Source organism: Methylophilus glucosoxydans (genome assembly GCF_042676145.1).
GTDB lineage: Bacteria > Pseudomonadota > Gammaproteobacteria > Burkholderiales > Methylophilaceae > Methylophilus > Methylophilus glucosoxydans.
Map to the genome: position 1 here is coordinate 16,382 of NZ_JBHTJW010000006.1, position 16,548 is coordinate 32,929.

General features: G+C 51.4%; 13 protein-coding genes. 6 read left to right on the plus strand and 7 right to left on the minus strand.

The features are described 5' to 3' along the window. Positions 1-9 precede the first annotated feature (9 nt). The 6 genes from ACFQ1T_RS14145 to ACFQ1T_RS14170 form a co-directional block, all read right to left on the minus strand. On the minus strand, positions 10-756 hold the full coding sequence (locus ACFQ1T_RS14145) for a succinate dehydrogenase iron-sulfur subunit (RefSeq protein WP_228518643.1): 747 nt from the start codon (positions 754-756) through the stop codon (positions 10-12). A 1-nt stretch (position 757) separates the two neighbouring features. Continuing rightward, positions 758-2,545, minus strand: coding sequence for a succinate dehydrogenase flavoprotein subunit (gene sdhA / locus ACFQ1T_RS14150; protein WP_379077953.1), 1,788 nt, complete (start codon positions 2,543-2,545; stop codon positions 758-760). A 10-nt stretch (positions 2,546-2,555) separates the two neighbouring features. Beyond that, positions 2,556-2,909 carry a succinate dehydrogenase, hydrophobic membrane anchor protein gene (gene sdhD / locus ACFQ1T_RS14155; RefSeq protein WP_379077956.1) on the minus strand — a complete coding sequence of 118 codons (354 nt, stop codon included), beginning with the start codon at positions 2,907-2,909 and terminating at the stop codon, positions 2,556-2,558. Positions 2,910-2,915: 6 nt separating this feature from the next. Beyond that, entirely contained in the window at positions 2,916-3,308 is a 393-nt protein-coding gene (sdhC, locus tag ACFQ1T_RS14160; protein ID WP_379077958.1) for a succinate dehydrogenase, cytochrome b556 subunit, read from the minus strand. A gap of 4 nt (positions 3,309-3,312) precedes the next feature. Next, the gene (locus ACFQ1T_RS14165) at positions 3,313-4,515 is read right to left on the minus strand and encodes a malic enzyme-like NAD(P)-binding protein (protein ID WP_313988722.1); all 1,203 of its coding nucleotides are present in this window, start codon (positions 4,513-4,515) and stop codon (positions 3,313-3,315) included. Positions 4,516-4,707: 192 nt separating this feature from the next. After that, complete coding sequence (locus ACFQ1T_RS14170) at positions 4,708-5,442, minus strand: GntR family transcriptional regulator (RefSeq protein WP_313988720.1); 735 nt, start codon at positions 5,440-5,442, stop codon at positions 4,708-4,710. A 181-nt stretch (positions 5,443-5,623) separates the two neighbouring features. Here ACFQ1T_RS14170 and ACFQ1T_RS14175 point away from each other — a divergent pair, with 181 nt between their 5' ends. The 6 genes from ACFQ1T_RS14175 to ACFQ1T_RS14200 all read left to right on the plus strand — a co-directional run bounded on the left by ACFQ1T_RS14175 (position 5,624) and on the right by ACFQ1T_RS14200 (position 12,333). Further along, complete coding sequence (locus ACFQ1T_RS14175; protein WP_194746978.1) at positions 5,624-6,505, plus strand: HpcH/HpaI aldolase/citrate lyase family protein; 882 nt, start codon at positions 5,624-5,626, stop codon at positions 6,503-6,505. Positions 6,506-6,514: 9 nt separating this feature from the next. Then, positions 6,515-7,573 (plus strand): MaoC family dehydratase, encoded by a 1,059-nt coding sequence (locus tag ACFQ1T_RS14180; RefSeq protein WP_379077962.1) that lies wholly within the window; start codon positions 6,515-6,517, stop codon positions 7,571-7,573. A 2-nt stretch (positions 7,574-7,575) separates the two neighbouring features. After that, positions 7,576-8,574 carry an HpcH/HpaI aldolase/citrate lyase family protein gene (locus ACFQ1T_RS14185; protein WP_379077965.1) on the plus strand — a complete coding sequence of 333 codons (999 nt, stop codon included), beginning with the start codon at positions 7,576-7,578 and terminating at the stop codon, positions 8,572-8,574. A 116-nt stretch (positions 8,575-8,690) separates the two neighbouring features. Beyond that, on the plus strand, positions 8,691-9,569 hold the full coding sequence (gene prpB, locus ACFQ1T_RS14190; protein WP_338657406.1) for a methylisocitrate lyase: 879 nt from the start codon (positions 8,691-8,693) through the stop codon (positions 9,567-9,569). A gap of 32 nt (positions 9,570-9,601) precedes the next feature. Continuing rightward, positions 9,602-10,777, plus strand: coding sequence for a bifunctional 2-methylcitrate synthase/citrate synthase (gene prpC, locus ACFQ1T_RS14195; protein ID WP_338657404.1), 1,176 nt, complete (start codon positions 9,602-9,604; stop codon positions 10,775-10,777). A 95-nt stretch (positions 10,778-10,872) separates the two neighbouring features. Further along, positions 10,873-12,333 carry a bifunctional 2-methylcitrate dehydratase/aconitate hydratase gene (locus ACFQ1T_RS14200; protein ID WP_379077969.1) on the plus strand — a complete coding sequence of 487 codons (1,461 nt, stop codon included), beginning with the start codon at positions 10,873-10,875 and terminating at the stop codon, positions 12,331-12,333. A 135-nt stretch (positions 12,334-12,468) separates the two neighbouring features. Here ACFQ1T_RS14200 and ACFQ1T_RS14205 read toward each other — a convergent pair. Further along, positions 12,469-16,548, minus strand: a 4,080-nt coding sequence (locus ACFQ1T_RS14205) for an Ig-like domain-containing protein (RefSeq protein ID WP_379077971.1), incomplete at its 5' end; no start/stop codon positions are given.

Consider the following 16,548-nt stretch of genomic DNA (forward strand, 5'->3'; position numbering starts at 1 on the left):
AATTTCCCCCTATAACACCTTGATGCCAAAAATCTTCTTGCCCGGTTTGCTGTCTTGATGGGCCTTGGCTTTTTCGATCTTGAGGTCTTTAATCGCTGCAATGGCAGCGTTTGGATTCAGCTTTTTCGGACAGACATCGGTACAGTTCATGATGTTGTGGCAACGATACAAACGGTAAGGGTCTTCCAGATTCTCCAACCGCGCATCCTGTTCCTGGTCACGGCTATCGGCAATAAAGCGGTAAGCCTGCATCAGCCCTGCCGGACCGACAAATTTGTCCGGATTCCACCAGAAGCTGGGGCAAGAGGTTGTACAAGCCCCACACAAAATGCACTCATACAAGCCATCCAGCTTGGCACGGTCTTCCGGGCTTTGCAGGCGCTCGGTTTCCGGCGGCGTGTCGTGGTTTTGCAAATAAGGCATCACCGAATGATAGTTATCAAAGAATTGCGTCATATCCACGACCAGATCGCGAATCACAGGCAAGCCAGGCATGGGACGCAATACCACAGGTTCTTGCAGATCACTGAGTTTGGTAATGCAGGCCAGGCCATTTTTGCCGTTGATATTCATGGCATCACTGCCACACACACCTTCACGGCAGGACTTGCGCATACTGAGCGTTTCGTCCAGTTCTTTAATCCGCATCAGCGCGTCCAATAACATCTGGTCACTGTCTTCCAGCGTGACCTCGTAGTCCTGCATATAGGGTTTTTTGTCTACGTCGGGATTAAACCGGTAAATAGAGAAACGCATATCAATACACCCTTTTCTTCAACTCGAATGGTTCTACGGTCAATGGTTTGAGGCGCACTGGCTTGTACACCAGCTTTTGCTCATGGGAAAAATACAGCGAATGACTGAGCCAATGCGTATCGTCACGCTCGGGATAATCCTCACGGGCATGGGCGCCGCGGCTTTCCTGACGCGCATGGGCCGCTTGCATGGTTGCCAGTGCCACCTCCATCAGGTTATCCAGCTCCAGTGCTTCGACCCTGGCCGTGTTAAACACCTTGCTTGTATCAGCAATTCTTAACTGCCAGGCACGCTGGGCCACTTGCTTGATGGCGTCTACGCCGTCGGCCAGCAAGTCAGGAAAACGGAATACCCCGCAATGTTTTTGCATGGTCTGGCGCATCGCCAAGCCCACCTCAGCCACTTTCTCGCCCCCACCATTTTCAAGGCGGTTAACGCGTGCCAGCGTTGCATCCGCGACATTCGCTGGCAGCGGCTTGTGCGCACGGTTGGCAGCAATCTCCACCGCCATTTTGTCACCTGCCGCTTTGCCAAACACCACCAGATCCAGTAAAGAGTTAGAGCCAAGACGATTGGCGCCATGCACAGAGACGCAGGCACATTCGCCCACCGCATACAAACCATTGACGACACGCTCAGACTGGCCGTCATGTACCACAACCTGACCATCCAGATTGGTGGGCACGCCACCCATCATGTAATGCGCGGTCGGCACCACCGGGATAGGCGCCTGGGTTGGGTCTACACCGGCAAAGGTTTTGGCAATCTCGCGGATGCCAGGCAAGCGTTTGCTGATGATGTCTTCCCCTAAATGATCTAGTTTGAGGTACACCGCGTCTTTATGCTTGCCAACGCCGCGGCCTTCTTTAATCTCGGTCGCCATGGCACGTGACACCACATCGCGGCTGGCCAGGTCTTTGGCATTGGGCGCATAGCGCTCCATAAAACGCTCGCCCTCGCTATTCACCAGATAACCGCCCTCGCCACGCACGCCTTCGGTAATCAATACGCCGGCATTCAATACCCCGGTGGGGTGAAACTGCCAGAACTCCATATCTTGCAACGGCAGCCCTGCGCGCGCGGCCATGCCCAAGCCATCCCCCGTATTGATATAAGCATTGGTACTGGCCTGGAAGATGCGGCCACCGCCACCCGTGGCCAGCATGGTGGCTTTGGCATGAATCACATGAATGTCGCCGGTTTCGATTTCGAGCGCAATCACGCCCAAGATATCTCCATCGGCATCCCGAATCAGGTCCAGGGCAAACCACTCAATCAGGAATTGAGTGTTGGCCTTGACGTTGCGCTGATACAGCGTATGCAGCATGGCATGGCCGGTACGGTCCGCCACAGCACAGGTCCGCGAAATCGCTTGCTCGCCAAAATTGCGGGTCATGCCGCCAAACGGGCGCTGAAAGATGCGGCCATTTTCGAGGCGGTCGAACGGCATGCCAAAGTGCTCCAGTTCAATAATGGCCTTGGCCGCGTTCCGGCACATAAACTCAATCGCATCCTGGTCGCCCAGGTAGTCCGAACCCTTGATGGTGTCATACATATGCCACAACCAGTTGTCATCAGACACATTACCGAGCGCGGCGGCAATGCCGCCTTGTGCCGCCACGGTATGTGAACGGGTGGGGAACACTTTGGACAGCACAGCGACATCGGCGCCGGATTCCGCCAGCTGCAATGCCGCACGCAAGCCAGCCCCACCACCGCCGACGATGACTGCATCTACCTGATGATGCTGTAGTTTGCTTGCACCTGTCCCCTGCGCTGTCTTGGTCATGCCATTCACCTTAAATCTTCATTCCAAATAAAATCCACAATACTGCGAGTGCATTTCCCCACACCGCAATATCTACCAATCGTTGCAGCACGGACCGTACGCCCAGATGCGGCACGTAATCCCGCAGCACATCACGCACACCCAGCCACGCATGCAGTAACATGCAGATAAAAAACCACAGTGTCAGCAGGCGCCACCACCAGGGCGCAAACAAGGCCACCCAGTCGTGATAACTTGCTGGCGACAACCACAGCAGCCGCATGCAGAATAACAACAGCCCAAAGGCCATGGACAAGGCACACAGCCGCTGCGTCAGCCAGCGACGCATGCCAGGGTATTTCGCCGTAAGCAGTTCAAATAGCATGCTGACTCAGCCCCAAATCGCCCATAACATCCACAACATGGTGAATGCCACCAGTCCCAGCACAACGCGGCTGGAGAACCTTGCCTTTTGCAGGGTGGTCATCCAATGCACATCCATCGCCAGATGACGAATACCTGCATAAAAATGATGAAAAAACGCCCAGGCCAAGCCCGTGACCAGACACTTGACTGGCCATGTTTGCAATTGGCCGGCCACGCTTTGATAGCCAGCAGCGCTAGACAATGACAGATACAAGGTCCATAAAAGCAATGGCTGAATCAAAAACAGTGCGACGCCACTGGCCCGATGCATGATAGACACCACGGCATTGACCGGCAGCCGGATCGTAAATAAATCCAGATTCTTGGGCCGCTGTTTTTTCTGCTTTTTAACAATCATGCTGCTACTCGTCTGCCTGCGCTGCACGTGCCACTGCACCGGCCACGTATTCCATCAAGCGTGGATCAAACGGCTTGGGAATAATGTATTCCTTGCCAAACGATAAAGACGTTAACTGGTACGCCTCCAGCACTTGCTGCGGCACAGGCTCGCGCGCAAGTTGACTGAGCGCTTTTGCTGCCGCCACTTTCATCTGCTCGGTAATCTGTTTGGCCTTGGCATCCAGCGCACCACGGAACAAATAAGGGAAACACAAGGCGTTGTTGACCTGATTCGGGAAATCACTGCGGCCAGTGGCCATAATCACGTCATCACGCACTGCGAAAACCTGGCTGGGTAAAATTTCAGGATCTGGATTGGCCAGTGCAAAAATCACCGGTTTGGCCGCCATACTGGCCACCAGCTCTGCTGGCAAGCCATTCTTGGCCGACACCCCGATAAATACATCTGCGCCCTGCATGGCCTCGGCCAGCGAGCTCACCTTGCCAGCCGCAATCGCCAACGCACGGTTGTTGTCATGCAAGTCATCCCGCGCCAAATCGAGCACGCCTTTGCGATCCACCATGGTGATATCGGTGGCACCCATCAGCTTAAGCAACTTGGCACATGAGCAACCCGCCGCACCCGCACCTAAAAACACAATTTTGGCGCGGGGCAAGGTTTTGCCTTGGAGCTCAAGCGCATTTAACAAGGCTGCTGCCACAATCACGGCCGTACCATGCTGGTCATCATGAAACACCGGAATATCCAGGCGTTTTTTCAGTTCGGATTCAATATAAAAACAGTGCGGGGCAGCGATATCTTCCAGATTGATCCCGCCAAAAGTCGGCGCGATATTGACGACAGTCTGGATAAACTCGTCAGGCGTGGCGGCATTGACTTCGATATCAAACACATCAATATCTGCAAAGCGTTTAAACAGCACGCCCTTGCCTTCCATCACCGGCTTGCCGGCCAAAGCACCGACGTTGCCCAGTCCGAGTACGGCTGTGCCATCGGTGATCACCGCCACCAAATTTCCCTTGTTGGTATATTTGTAGGCATTGGCAGGATCAGCCTCAATTTCGAGTACTGGCGCGGCCACCCCTGGCGTGTAGGCCAGGGATAAATCCTGTTGCGTTGCGCATGGCTTGGACGACTCCACGCTCAGCTTGCCCGGCTTGGGAAACTGGTGGTAGTCCAGCGCGCGTTTTTTCAAGTCATCCATTCATAAACCTCTTTCTATTCACCAGTCTTTGCGTCGACCAAGACTTTTCAAAATACATGTTGGCTAGGCTAGCGAAGCCCAACAACGCGAAAATATGTTTTCAAAAGTCATTTCTTTTATCCCGAATAATTCAAAAACTTCAGCAGCCAGACGGACATGCGCAGCTCAACGCCGCTGATGAAGATTTTTCAATCATTCCAATTCACTCATGTAGTGGTGGTCATCGGTCAGGCACAAACCTAACCGCCACTCCATTGGCTTATCGCCATAGGTGAACGACACGCGCTCTATGCTCAGCAGCGGATATCCCTCTTTCAGCCCCAGGGCTTTCGCCACTTCAGCATCTGCGGCCACCGCTTTGATCCGCTCTTCAGCACGGATCATGCGTATGCCAAACTGCGACTCATACATGCTGTACATAGAGCCATTGCTTTCTTCCACCTTGGCGCGATTCAAGCCTTTGAATGGCGCAGCGGGCACAATAATGTGGTCATAAATCAGAGGTCTACCGGAAAAAGTCAGCAAGCGCTTGACCTCTATGGTGGTCGCGCCCGCCTTCATTTCCAGCACCTTACCGATATGCACACTGGCTTTGCTTTTAATACAGGAGATAAACTCATTCTGTAACAATTCTTTTTGGCCGGTTTCCGCAGTCAGACGCAAAAAGCGTAATTTCACATCATCCTGATTGTGGGTCGCGACAAACGTACCCTTGCCCTGGCGACGAATCAGGATATTTTCAGTAGCCAGACTATCTATTGCCTTGCGCACCGTGCCCTGACTGACCTTGTAACGCTGAGCCAAATCAATCTCACTCGGGATCATGTCCCCCGGGCGCCACTCCCCACCAATCAGACTCTGGGTGATCAACACCTTAATCTGGTCATATAACGGTCTGTAGCTGGCCGATCCGACTTGTTTATCCATATCCTTGACTCCACACTTGCAGGCATCACAAGACGCCAAAAAATTAGTTATTCAATTTATATCACAGCGCTTTTTTGTTGTCTACTATTTTATATCTTATATAAGACATAAGATATTTGTTGACAGAGTTTTTTTATTCATGAATAATGAATTCAATTCTCGCTGCAACAAAGGAAAACCCATGTCATATGCACTCAGACCACGACGCTCGATGCTATATGTCCCTGGCTGTAATCAGCACTATTTGGAGCGTGCGCGCACATTAGCGGCCGATTCCGTCATTCTGGATCTGGGCGACCCGATTCTGGTGGATGTCAAAGTGCAATCACGGGAGAACGTTGTTAATGCCGTCAAGCAAGGTGGCTATGGCAAACGTGAAGTGGTGGTGCGCGTCAATGATCTGCACTCGATTTGGGGGCATGACGATATCAAGGCAGTGGCCAATATTGGCGCAGATGCCATTCTGTTCCCCAATATCGAGTCTCGCGAAGACGTGTTGCAGGCACAACAGCTGCTGGATGATGCCGGTGGCAAGGATGTGCCGATGATGGTGATGATAGAGAGCCCGCTGGCAGTATTAAACGCTAAGGAAATTGCGGCCGCCTCTGAGCGCGTGATCTGTATGGTGATGGCCACCTCTGACCTCATTTCGCAACTGCATGCACGTGTAACGCATGAACGCTCTGCCATCCTCACCTCCTTATCGCTGGTCATTCTGGCGGCGCGTGCGTATGGCAAAGGCGTGATTGATGGCATTACGTCTGATTTTAAGAACATGCATTCGTTTGAATATGCCTGCCGCCTGGGGCGCGACATAGGCATGGATGGCAAGTCACTGGTGCATCCAGCGCAAATTGCTTATTGCAATGATGCGTATACCCCGCAAAGGTCTGAGGTCGAACATGCAAGGTTGATTATTAAAGCCCTGAAAGAGGCAAACGAAGGCGGTAAAGGAACGGTCGTGGTCAACGACAAACTGGTGGAACACCACCATATTAAAGCTGCGCAACGACTCATCAAATTATCAGAAGCGATTGCAGAGCTAGAAGAAGAATTCATTTAAGGAATCAACATGACAGGCAAAATCAACGCCGGGCGTTTTTTTGAAGACTTCAAGCTGGGCGAAGTCATCCCGCATGCGACGCCGCGCACCATCACCAGCGGCGACACAGCGCTATATATCGCGCTGACAGGCGCACGCAATCCGTTGCATTGCAGCGCACCGTTTGCCTTGTCGTTGGGCTATGCGCAGATGCCCATTGATGACCTGCTGGCTTTTCATATCGCGTTTGGCAAAACGGTACCGGATATCTCGGTCAATGCCGTGGCAAACCTGGGATATGCCGATGTGCGGTTTATCCAGCCGGTATTTGTCGGTGACACCTTGACCACCTCCAGCGAAGTGATCGGCCTCAAGCAAAACTCAAGTGGCAAAAATGGCGTGGTCTGGGTACGCTCGACCTCGGTCAATCAAGACCAGCAACCGGTTTTAAGCTGGGTGCGCTGGGTAATGGTGCACAAGAAAAATCTGGCTGCCCCAGCGCCGGAGACTGTGATCCCTGACTTGCCAGCCTTTGTCGCCGCCAAGGACCTGCGTCTGCCCGCCCCGTTTAATGTGCATCAGGAAATCGCGGTGGCTACCGGTGGCCGTTACTTCTGGGAAGACTACTCCGTAGGCGAACGTTTGCGCCATCCCGCTGGCCTCACCATTAACGACAGCGATCATACGCTGGCTACCCATTTGTACCAAAACAATGCCAGACTGCATTTTGATGCTCATCTGATGCAATCCACGCCACAAGGCTTGCGCTTGGTTTATGGCGGCGTGGTGATTTCCGCCTGCCGTGCATTGAGCTTTGAAGGCCTGGAAAACGCGCTGTCGATTGCGGCGATTAATGGCGGCACACATGCCAACCCCAGCTACGCAGGCGACACGATTTACTGCATGACGGAAGTGCTGGATCAATGGACCCTGCCTCACCCGCAGCTCGGCGCCCTCAGACTACGCATGATCGGCCTCAAGAATATTCCGCCAGATCATGTTGAGAACATCAAGACCTCACAGGGCTACCACCCTAATGTGGTACTCGACCTTGATTACACCGTTTTAATTCCACGAAAAGGAAACTAACCATGGCCGTTCATCCTAACCAGGCGCTCTTTGGTGGCGAAAAACCCTTTCCGGTGATCCCGGCTTGTGAGCATTTTGCAGGCAGCGAAAAGCTGATTTTGAAAGCCTTGTCCTTGCAAGACCCGGCCAACCCCAATGCGGTCGGTCCTGTGTTTGACATCACCTGCGACTGTGAAGACGGCGCTGCCAGCGGCCAGGAGCAGGCGCATGCGGAAATGATCGTGCGTGTGCTGAATTCTGCTGCCAACCAATACAAGATGGCGGGGGCACGCATTCACGACTATACGCATCCGCACTGGAAAAAAGATATCGATATTTTGGTGGGGGGGGCCGGTGAAGTCTTGAGTTACCTGACGATCCCTAAATGTACCGACATCGCGCAAGCCCGTGAAATGATCGGCTATATTCAAGAAGTTGCCAAACAACATGGCATACGCCGCGAAATCCCTGTGCATATCCTGATTGAAACCCATGGCGCCCTGCGCCAAGTGCACGAGATTGCACAACTGCCCTGGTTGCAAGTGCTGGACTTTGGCCTGATGGACTTTGTCAGCGCCCACCACGGCGCCATCCCTGCGGCCGCAATGCGCAGCCCTGGCCAGTTTGATCACCGCCTGCTGGCGCGTGCTAAAACGGAAGTGGTCTCCGCAGCACTGGCAAATGGTGTCGTGCCTGCCCATAACGTGACGCTGGATCTCAAAAATGTGGAAGTGACCTTTAGCGACGCCGCACGCGCGCGCAATGAGTTTGGCTTTATGCGCATGTGGAGTATCTACCCGACACAAATTCAGGCCATCGTTGATGCCATGAAACCGAATTATGACGAAGTGACGGATGCCGCCAACATTTTGCTGGCAGCACAGGCCGCTGACTGGGGGCCGATCCAATATGCAGGTGAATTGCATGACCGCGCTACCTATCGCTACTTCTGGGAGGTCTTGCAAAAAGCCAAGCAAACGGGTGTGGCCATGCCAGAAGATGCTGAACACGCGTTCTTTTAATACTTAGCCACAGCGCTGACTGAGCACACAGAGAAAATCTGAGACATTTTTCATTCGGTTTGATGTATCTCTCTGTGACCTCTGTGTTCTCTGTGGCTTAAAGATAAAGGTTTAATATGCAACAAATCAATACAGCAGGTGCACGTTTCCGCGCGGCGCTGGTCGCCGAAAAGCCACTACAAATCATAGGTGCCATCAATGCCTACCACGCCATGCTCGCCACACAATCTGGGTTTAAGGCCATCTACCTGTCTGGCGGTGGTGTGGCCGCTGGCTCTTTAGGCCTGCCTGACTTGGGGATTTCTGGTCTGGAAGATGTCCTGGTCGATGTGCGCCGCATTACCGACGCGGTCGACACGCCTTTGCTGGTTGATATTGATACCGGTTTTGGCGGGGCATTTAACATTGCCCGTACCATTAAAAGCGTTGCCAAAGCAGGGGCTGCAGCGGTGCATATTGAAGATCAGGTCAGCGCCAAGCGTTGCGGGCACCGCCCCAACAAGGCGATTGTGAGCCTGGAGGAAATGGTAGACCGGGTAAAAGCTGCCGTCGATGCCAAGCCCTATGATGACTTCGTGGTCATGGCGCGCACGGATGCGCTGGCGGTGGAAGGATTGCAATCTGCCATAGACCGCGCCTGTGCTTGCGTAGAAGCAGGTGCCGACATGATTTTTCCGGAAGCGATGACGGAGCTGGGGATGTATCAGCAGTTTGTCGAAGCCGTCAAGGTGCCGGTACTGGCCAATATCACCGAATTTGGCTCCACCCCTTTATTCACCGTAGAGGAACTGGCCACGGCAGGCGTTGGCATGGTCTTGTACCCACTGTCAGCCTTCCGCGCGATGAACCAGGCGGCGCTTCAGGTGTACCAGCGCGTACGCAAGGATGGCACACAGAAGCATGTGGTGGATTTGATGCAGACACGTGCGGACCTGTACGAGCATCTTGGCTATCACGCTTTTGAACAGAAACTAGACGCGCTTTATAAAAAATAAGCGCACGCGACCAGAGATAAAGGAGGTTAGTTATGAACACCACCACTGATCCTATCAACACGGCCCCGGCTAGCGAAGCGCCCAAGCGTAAAAAAGGCGTCGCGCTGGCGGGTGTGGCTGCGGGCACCACGGCCATTTGTACCGTGGGCCATAGCGGTAATGACCTGCATTACCGCGGTTACGATATCATCGAACTGGCTAAACATGCCACGTTTGAAGAAGTCGCTTATTTGCTGATTCACGGTGAGCTGCCCACCCAACCACAACTCACTGCTTATCATCAAAAGCTCAAAAAGCTACGCGGCCTGCCCAGTGCACTTAAAGCCGTACTGGAACAGATTCCAGCCAATGCGCATCCAATGGATGTGATGCGCACAGGCTGCTCGATGCTGGGGACACTGGAACCAGAAGCTACCGACCGCAATACTGCTGGCGCACAAGCTCTGGGGGACCGCTTGATTGCCTGTTTCGGCTCTATCCTCATTTACTGGTACCACTTTAGCCATCGCGGTGTACGTATTGAGGTAGAAACTGATGACGACTCTATCGCGGCGCACTTCCTGCATCTCCTGCATGGCAAAAAACCATCCGAGCTGCATATCAAGGCCATGAATACCTCACTGGTGCTCTATGCCGAACATGAATTTAACGCCTCCACCTTCACCTCACGCGTGATTGCTGGCACCCTCTCCGACTTGTATTCTTGCGTCACCGGTGCCATTGGCGCACTACGGGGGCCCAAACATGGTGGCGCCAATGAAGCCGCCATGGAGATTATTGAGCGTTACCAAACACCAGATGAAGCTGAAGCAGATATCAAGGCTCGTATGGCGCGCAAAGAAATCATTATTGGCTTTGGCCATCCCGTGTATACCATTGCCGATCCACGCAATGAGTCGATCAAAGCCGTCAGCAAGTCACTGTGTGAAGATGCCGGCAATATGCAGCTGTTTGACATCTCTGCCCGCATTGAAGAAATCATGTGGAACGAGAAAAAGATGTTCCCCAACCTGGACTGGTATAGCGCATCCAGCTACCACATGATGGGGATTCCAACTGGCATGTTCACGCCAATTTTTGTGATTTCGCGCACCACCGGCTGGGTCGCGCATGCCATAGAGCAGCGTATCGATAACAAGATTATTCGCCCGAATGCAGAGTATAACGGCCCGGATAACAGAGCGTTTGTGCCTTTAGACAAACGTTAGTCTTACCCATTTTTTAGCCACAGAGGACTCAGAGAGCACAGAGAAAACTCTGCTGTAGCCTCTGTTGCTTAAATTTTTACTTGAAAGAATCTCTTATGTCCGCCCATATTTCTAATGTACGTCCCGATCCCGATCAAGTCATTGTAGATATCGCCAACTACGTGGCAGATTTTGAAATCAACTCTCATGAAGCTTACGATACCGCCCGCAACTGCCTGATGGATACGCTGGGCTGTGGTTTCGAGGCACTGGATTATCCAGCCTGTACCAAATTACTAGGCCCCGTGATTGCCGGTACGGTTGTGCCGAATGGCGCCAAAATTCCCGGCACCCCTTATCAGCTGGACCCTATCCTGGCCGCTTTTAATATTGGCGCCATGATCCGCTGGCTGGATTTTAATGACACCTGGCTGGCCGCAGAATGGGGACATCCGTCTGACAACCTGGGCGGGATTCTGGCTTCAGCGGATTACATGTCGCGCAAAAATGTGGCCGAAGGCAAAGCGCCATTGACTATGAAAGACGTACTCACCGCCATGATCAAGGCGCATGAAATTCAGGGCGTACTGGCCCTGGAAAACAGCTTTAACAGAGTGGGTCTGGACCACGTCATTCTGGTTAAAATTGCCTCTACCGCTGTTGTGACCAAATTACTGGGGGGTAACAAACAAGATATTATCAATGCTGTGTCTAATGCCTTTGTTGATGGTCAAAGCTTGCGTACCTACCGTCATAGTCCAAACACCGGTTCACGTAAATCCTGGGCGGCAGGCGATGCCACCTCGCGAGCGGTGCGTCTGGCCTGGATGACCTTGCAAGGTGAAATGGGCTACCCAAGTGCACTCACAGCCAAAACCTGGGGCTTTTATGACGTCTTGTTCAAAGGTAATGCCTTCAAGTTCCAGCGCCCTTACGGCAGCTATGTGATGGAACAGGTATTGTTCAAAATCTCGTTCCCGGCCGAATTTCATGCGCAAACAGCGGTGGAGTGCGCTTTCCAGCTCAACAAGGAAGTGGGCAGCCGTCTGCAAACCCTGGAAGACATTGCCAACATCGACAAGATTATTATCACCACACACGAGTCCGCCATTCGCATCATCGATAAAACCGGCCCGTTGGATAACCCTGCTGACCGCGACCATTGTATTCAATATATGGCAGCCGTTGGTTTGCTCAAAGGAAGTTTAACTGCACAGGATTACGAAGATGCCGCAGCCGCTGATCCACGCATAGATGCACTGCGTGACAAGATGACTTGCGTCGAAAAAGCAGAATATACGCATGACTATCTGGATCCGGAAAAACGTTCCATTGCCAATGCCATTCAGATTTTCTTTAAGGATGGCACGCAATCCAGCAACATTGCGGTGGAATACCCGATTGGCCATCGCCGCCGCCGTGGCGAAGGCATCCCGGAACTGGTGAAGAAATTCAAAACCAATCTGGCACGTCGCTTTGACACATCAAGACAAGCCGACATTTTGGCCTTGTGTCAGGATCAGGCCAAGCTGGAAGCCACTGCTGTGAATGCGTTTGTAGATATGCTGGCGCTATAACAACGCAAACTCAGTCTCTAAATAGAGCGCTCAAGCAGCGCTCTTTTTTATTGCCTGTATCAAACCCAAACGCTGAATAAAAAAAGAGCGACCACAAGGGTCGCTCTTGAACTGCTATTAGCAATACTGCTGCGATTAGTGATCCACAACAATATTTTGCTGTGTCAGCAGGTTTGCGATCACGGCTGCATCGCTGGTTTGGCCGTTGGTTAAATCGACACCAGCCACCACAATGGTCTGCGTTTCTTGACCACTATTGAATGCACCTGAAACATTGTGTGCATCATTAGCAAAGCCACCATTCGAACTGATATGAATAATGGTATCGCTGCCTGATTTCTCGAAGTGCATGTAGTTGACCAAGTTGTTTGGATTTTCACCTTGCAACAAATCACGGATATCCAATACATCCCCACCTTGGCTGACCGCGGCTTTATTAAAGTCTTTGATTGTGTCAAGTGCAGGAGATCCAGCAGCACCATCATCGCCTTGATCCCACTTGAACACATCCACACCCGCGCCGCCGGTCAGGGTATCGTTGCCTTTACCACCGATCAGGATATCGTTGCCATTACCGCCATTCAGCTTGTCATCACCTGCTCCGCCACGCAGGATGTCGTTGCCATCACCGCCATTCAGCGTGTCATTACCTGCATAGCCGTAGATAATATCATTGCCGGAGGTACCGTTAACAATGTCATCACCCTCACCACCACCGATAATTGGCGTAGTGTTATTGCTACTCAACAGACTAATATTGAGCAGGTCGCCTGCACTTGCACTATCTTGCAGGCCAGTACTGTCCGTTGCAGTGATTTTCAAACTCTCGAATGCATTCACACCAAGTAATTGCTGATTGACTTTGACTGTTGACAGGAACTCATTCAAAGCAAGGTTATCTATCGTGCCACCATCAGCAGCCGTAATTTCCATGTTGCTCCGCGCGCCAGCCAAACCAAATAAACCACTGGTTTGGGTATAACTGACGCTTAAGCCCAACTCATTAGCCACAAGTTGCGAGTAACTCATCAGTGTAGAGCTGATGATCACACCAATCCCAGCATTGAACGCAATATTGACGTTAGTAATGTTGTTATTGGCATCACTTGCAGTGAAGCTCTGGCGGCTAGAGAAATCCAGCAAATCAACATTTAACAAGCCTGGCAATGTAATTAAGCCTGCTGCGCTTACCGCAGTCGATACATCCGGAGCCACTTGCGGGGTGGGTGTATAGGTATTATTTTTCGCCACATTGAGCGTCAAATCAGCAGTGCTGGTGTCGCCATCCTTGTCACTCAGGGTGTAAGTGACTTTGGTGCTGTCAGCCGGTTGTGTGGTACTTGATGTCGTGATTTTGATATTATCAAGCAAGCCACCAGTGCTGTTGGTATCCACAGACTTGAACTCCACACGCATCTGGCTACCCGTACCAGTAAAGCTGTAAGAGAAGTTACTCATCGTCAGGTTGCCAGTGTTCACCGTATCAATGACTTTACCATTCACAATCACCTGAATAGCAGAATCAATCCCTGCTGTATGACCAGCACGCGCTGCATAATCAAAACTTAAAGTCACGGTAGCATCTTTAGCTGGATTGATGTAGGTGTACAAGTTTCCATCACCTTTGTAATTCTCAATCTCAAGCACATTGCCATAGCTTGCAGACAGGCCATAAATCGTGCTCGGCATGATCTCAATCGTACCGCTCTTGTTATCAGTAAACCAACCCAAAGGTACTGGGGTTTGCTGACTGCTGCCGTTGGCATCAAATGTCGTATTAATCAGCGTGACCTTGGTTTGACCTGGAGTAAAGCTATATTTACCGTCATCCATATCAACCACAAAGCGACCAGCAGTCGTGTTAACGGTCAGTTGATGCGTCGTGGCATCGTATGCGCTGTTATTAGTGCCTGCGACTGCAATTGCACCCGTTTTCGCATCAAAAGTATAAGTGGTACCTTCAATCGACACCGATTTAACGTAACCACCATCAGCCCCGAAACCACCCCCTGTCGTCAATGAACCTGAAACAGCCGTTGGTACAGTCTGGCTTAATACGCCATCCAGTTGGGCAAAGTTTGACACCTGAATAGCATCAGTATCATTGCCAGTCGCACCGTTATATGCCACCTGATTCATGCTATTAGCCACTTGGGTTGCAGAAACGCTACCGCCAACACCAATTGCGTACTCATTGATATTGTTGGCTTTCAGGAAAGCTTCCCATGCCTGCCTATCGGTATCACCAACCTCTCTCCCAGAGTTAGGCTCACCATCTGAGAAGAAGTAGCCTACATTTTGGCCACCTGCAATTTTACCGGTAGAATTGAATGCCGCTTTTGTACCATCCAACGCAGCATCGTAATTGGTACCTGAGATTGTTTTTAATGACGCTAACACCTGTTTAGCTTCAGCAATCGTTACCCAACTAGAGGTTTTTTGGCTATACCCATCAGAGAAGGTCACAATCATGACCCTTACATCACTTCCTAATGCACCATATTGATCCAACAAGGTGTTAATTGATTTAACTTCACTGTCCAGACGCGAGTCGCCGTTTACGCCGTCTTTGATCGCCATACTGCCAGAGACATCAATGGTAAACATAATGTTTGTGCCTTTGTCGCCTTGTGCAGTGACTGTCTGATTGGTGGCAATTGGTGCATCATCAACGACATTGACAGTGATAGAACCAGAAGTCGTTGTATCAGTGTCTTTAGCATTTACACCAAACTTCAATGCAAGCGTATCTTCACCTTGAGCAGGGTGATCCAGCGGACCTGACAACTTGACAGCGTACTTGCCTGAGTTATCAATGGATATGCGCAAGATTTCCTGACCATTAGCAGAACCGATCAGCGTCCCGGTGTTGCTTCCAGCCCAGGTAATTGCCACGCCGCCAGATGTATAGGTTTGAGTTGGTGCAGTCAATGTCACACTCTGCAGATCACCATTTGGATCTGAGATACCTAAATCACCAGATGCAATAATGTTTGAAGGCTCACCTTGATCAAGAACACCATTTGGCAAACCGTCTTCAGACACAGTGGCACTACCATCTAAAGTCACAAACACTGGTGACTGGTTCAAAGTGTAAGCATAGTTATCGCTTGGCACACTGGTGTTGCCAGCGTTGTCTGTTGCAGTCACCGTGTAGTTATGCAAGCCTTTAGCAATATCAGTCGATGGTGTAAAGGTCCAGTTACCATTTTTGTCAGCGATAGCTGTACCAATCGCATTTTTGCCGTCATAAACAGTCACGGTGCTACCAGCTTCAGCCCTACCACTCAAAGTTGGGGTTGGGTCATCAGCTACGCCACCACTAGGGATATTGCCTGTGTTTGTACCGAAGTCATCGTAAATGTTGTCGATAGTTGGTTTGTTTGGTGCAGTGACATCGACAGTATAGGTAAGTTGAGTAGTTGCAACACCTACGTTGCCTGCTGAGTCTGTTGTAGAGACTTTAGCGTCAATCGTTTTGTCACTATCTGCCACTAATTCGCTACCAGGCACGCTAACGCTGAAGCCTAGTTTACCGTCTGCACGAGTCACCACTGTTGTCAGATAATCTTTGCCATTAATCGTGACTACCACTGGATCACCAAGCTTGGCTTCACCGCCTACAGTACCAGTCACTGGCTGATTAACACCTGGTTGAGATTCAGCAATATTGATAATACCATCGCCACCAAAGTTAGCATCGAGCGCAATAGTGGCGACGGGTGGCGTCAGGTCCAGCGTGTAGGTCAACTGTGTAGACTGGCTGGCTGTGTTGCCAGCGTTGTCTGTGACAGTCACTTTCGCTTCAATGGTCTTGTCTGAGTCAGCGGCAAGTTCGTTACCGGCAACACTCACACTGAAGCCCAGCTTGCCATCCGCACGGGTGATTACAGTCGTTGGGTAATCTTTGTTGTTGATCGTCACAATCACGGGATCACCAACTTTAGCGTCACCACCCACTGTACCAGTCACAGGAATCGAGGAAGTCGCTTTGGCTTCTTCAATGTTGATGATGCCATCACCACCAAAGTTAGCATCCAAGGCAATCTCTGCCTTAGGTGGCGTCAGGTCCAGTGTGTAGGTCAACTGTGTAGACTGGCTGGCTGTGTTACCAGCGTTGTCTGTGACAGTCACTTTCGCTTCAATGGTCTTGTCTGAGTCAGCCGCAAGTTCGTTACCAGCAACGCTCACACTGAAGCCCAGCTTGCCATCCGC

Coding starts and splice junctions, on each gene's coding strand:
- ACFQ1T_RS14145 (WP_228518643.1), bottom strand. CDS start 756: ATGCGTTTCTCTATTTACCGGTTTAATCCCGACGTAGACAAAAAACCC.
- sdhA (WP_379077953.1), bottom strand. CDS start 2,545: ATGACCAAGACAGCGCAGGGGACAGGTGCAAGCAAACTACAGCATCAT.
- sdhD (WP_379077956.1), bottom strand. CDS start 2,909: ATGCTATTTGAACTGCTTACGGCGAAATACCCTGGCATGCGTCGCTGG.
- sdhC (WP_379077958.1), bottom strand. CDS start 3,308: ATGATTGTTAAAAAGCAGAAAAAACAGCGGCCCAAGAATCTGGATTTA.
- ACFQ1T_RS14165 (WP_313988722.1), bottom strand. CDS start 4,515: ATGGATGACTTGAAAAAACGCGCGCTGGACTACCACCAGTTTCCCAAG.
- ACFQ1T_RS14170 (WP_313988720.1), bottom strand. CDS start 5,442: ATGGATAAACAAGTCGGATCGGCCAGCTACAGACCGTTATATGACCAG.
- ACFQ1T_RS14175 (WP_194746978.1), top strand. CDS start 5,624: ATGTCATATGCACTCAGACCACGACGCTCGATGCTATATGTCCCTGGC.
- ACFQ1T_RS14180 (WP_379077962.1), top strand. CDS start 6,515: ATGACAGGCAAAATCAACGCCGGGCGTTTTTTTGAAGACTTCAAGCTG.
- ACFQ1T_RS14185 (WP_379077965.1), top strand. CDS start 7,576: ATGGCCGTTCATCCTAACCAGGCGCTCTTTGGTGGCGAAAAACCCTTT.
- prpB (WP_338657406.1), top strand. CDS start 8,691: ATGCAACAAATCAATACAGCAGGTGCACGTTTCCGCGCGGCGCTGGTC.
- prpC (WP_338657404.1), top strand. CDS start 9,602: ATGAACACCACCACTGATCCTATCAACACGGCCCCGGCTAGCGAAGCG.
- ACFQ1T_RS14200 (WP_379077969.1), top strand. CDS start 10,873: ATGTCCGCCCATATTTCTAATGTACGTCCCGATCCCGATCAAGTCATT.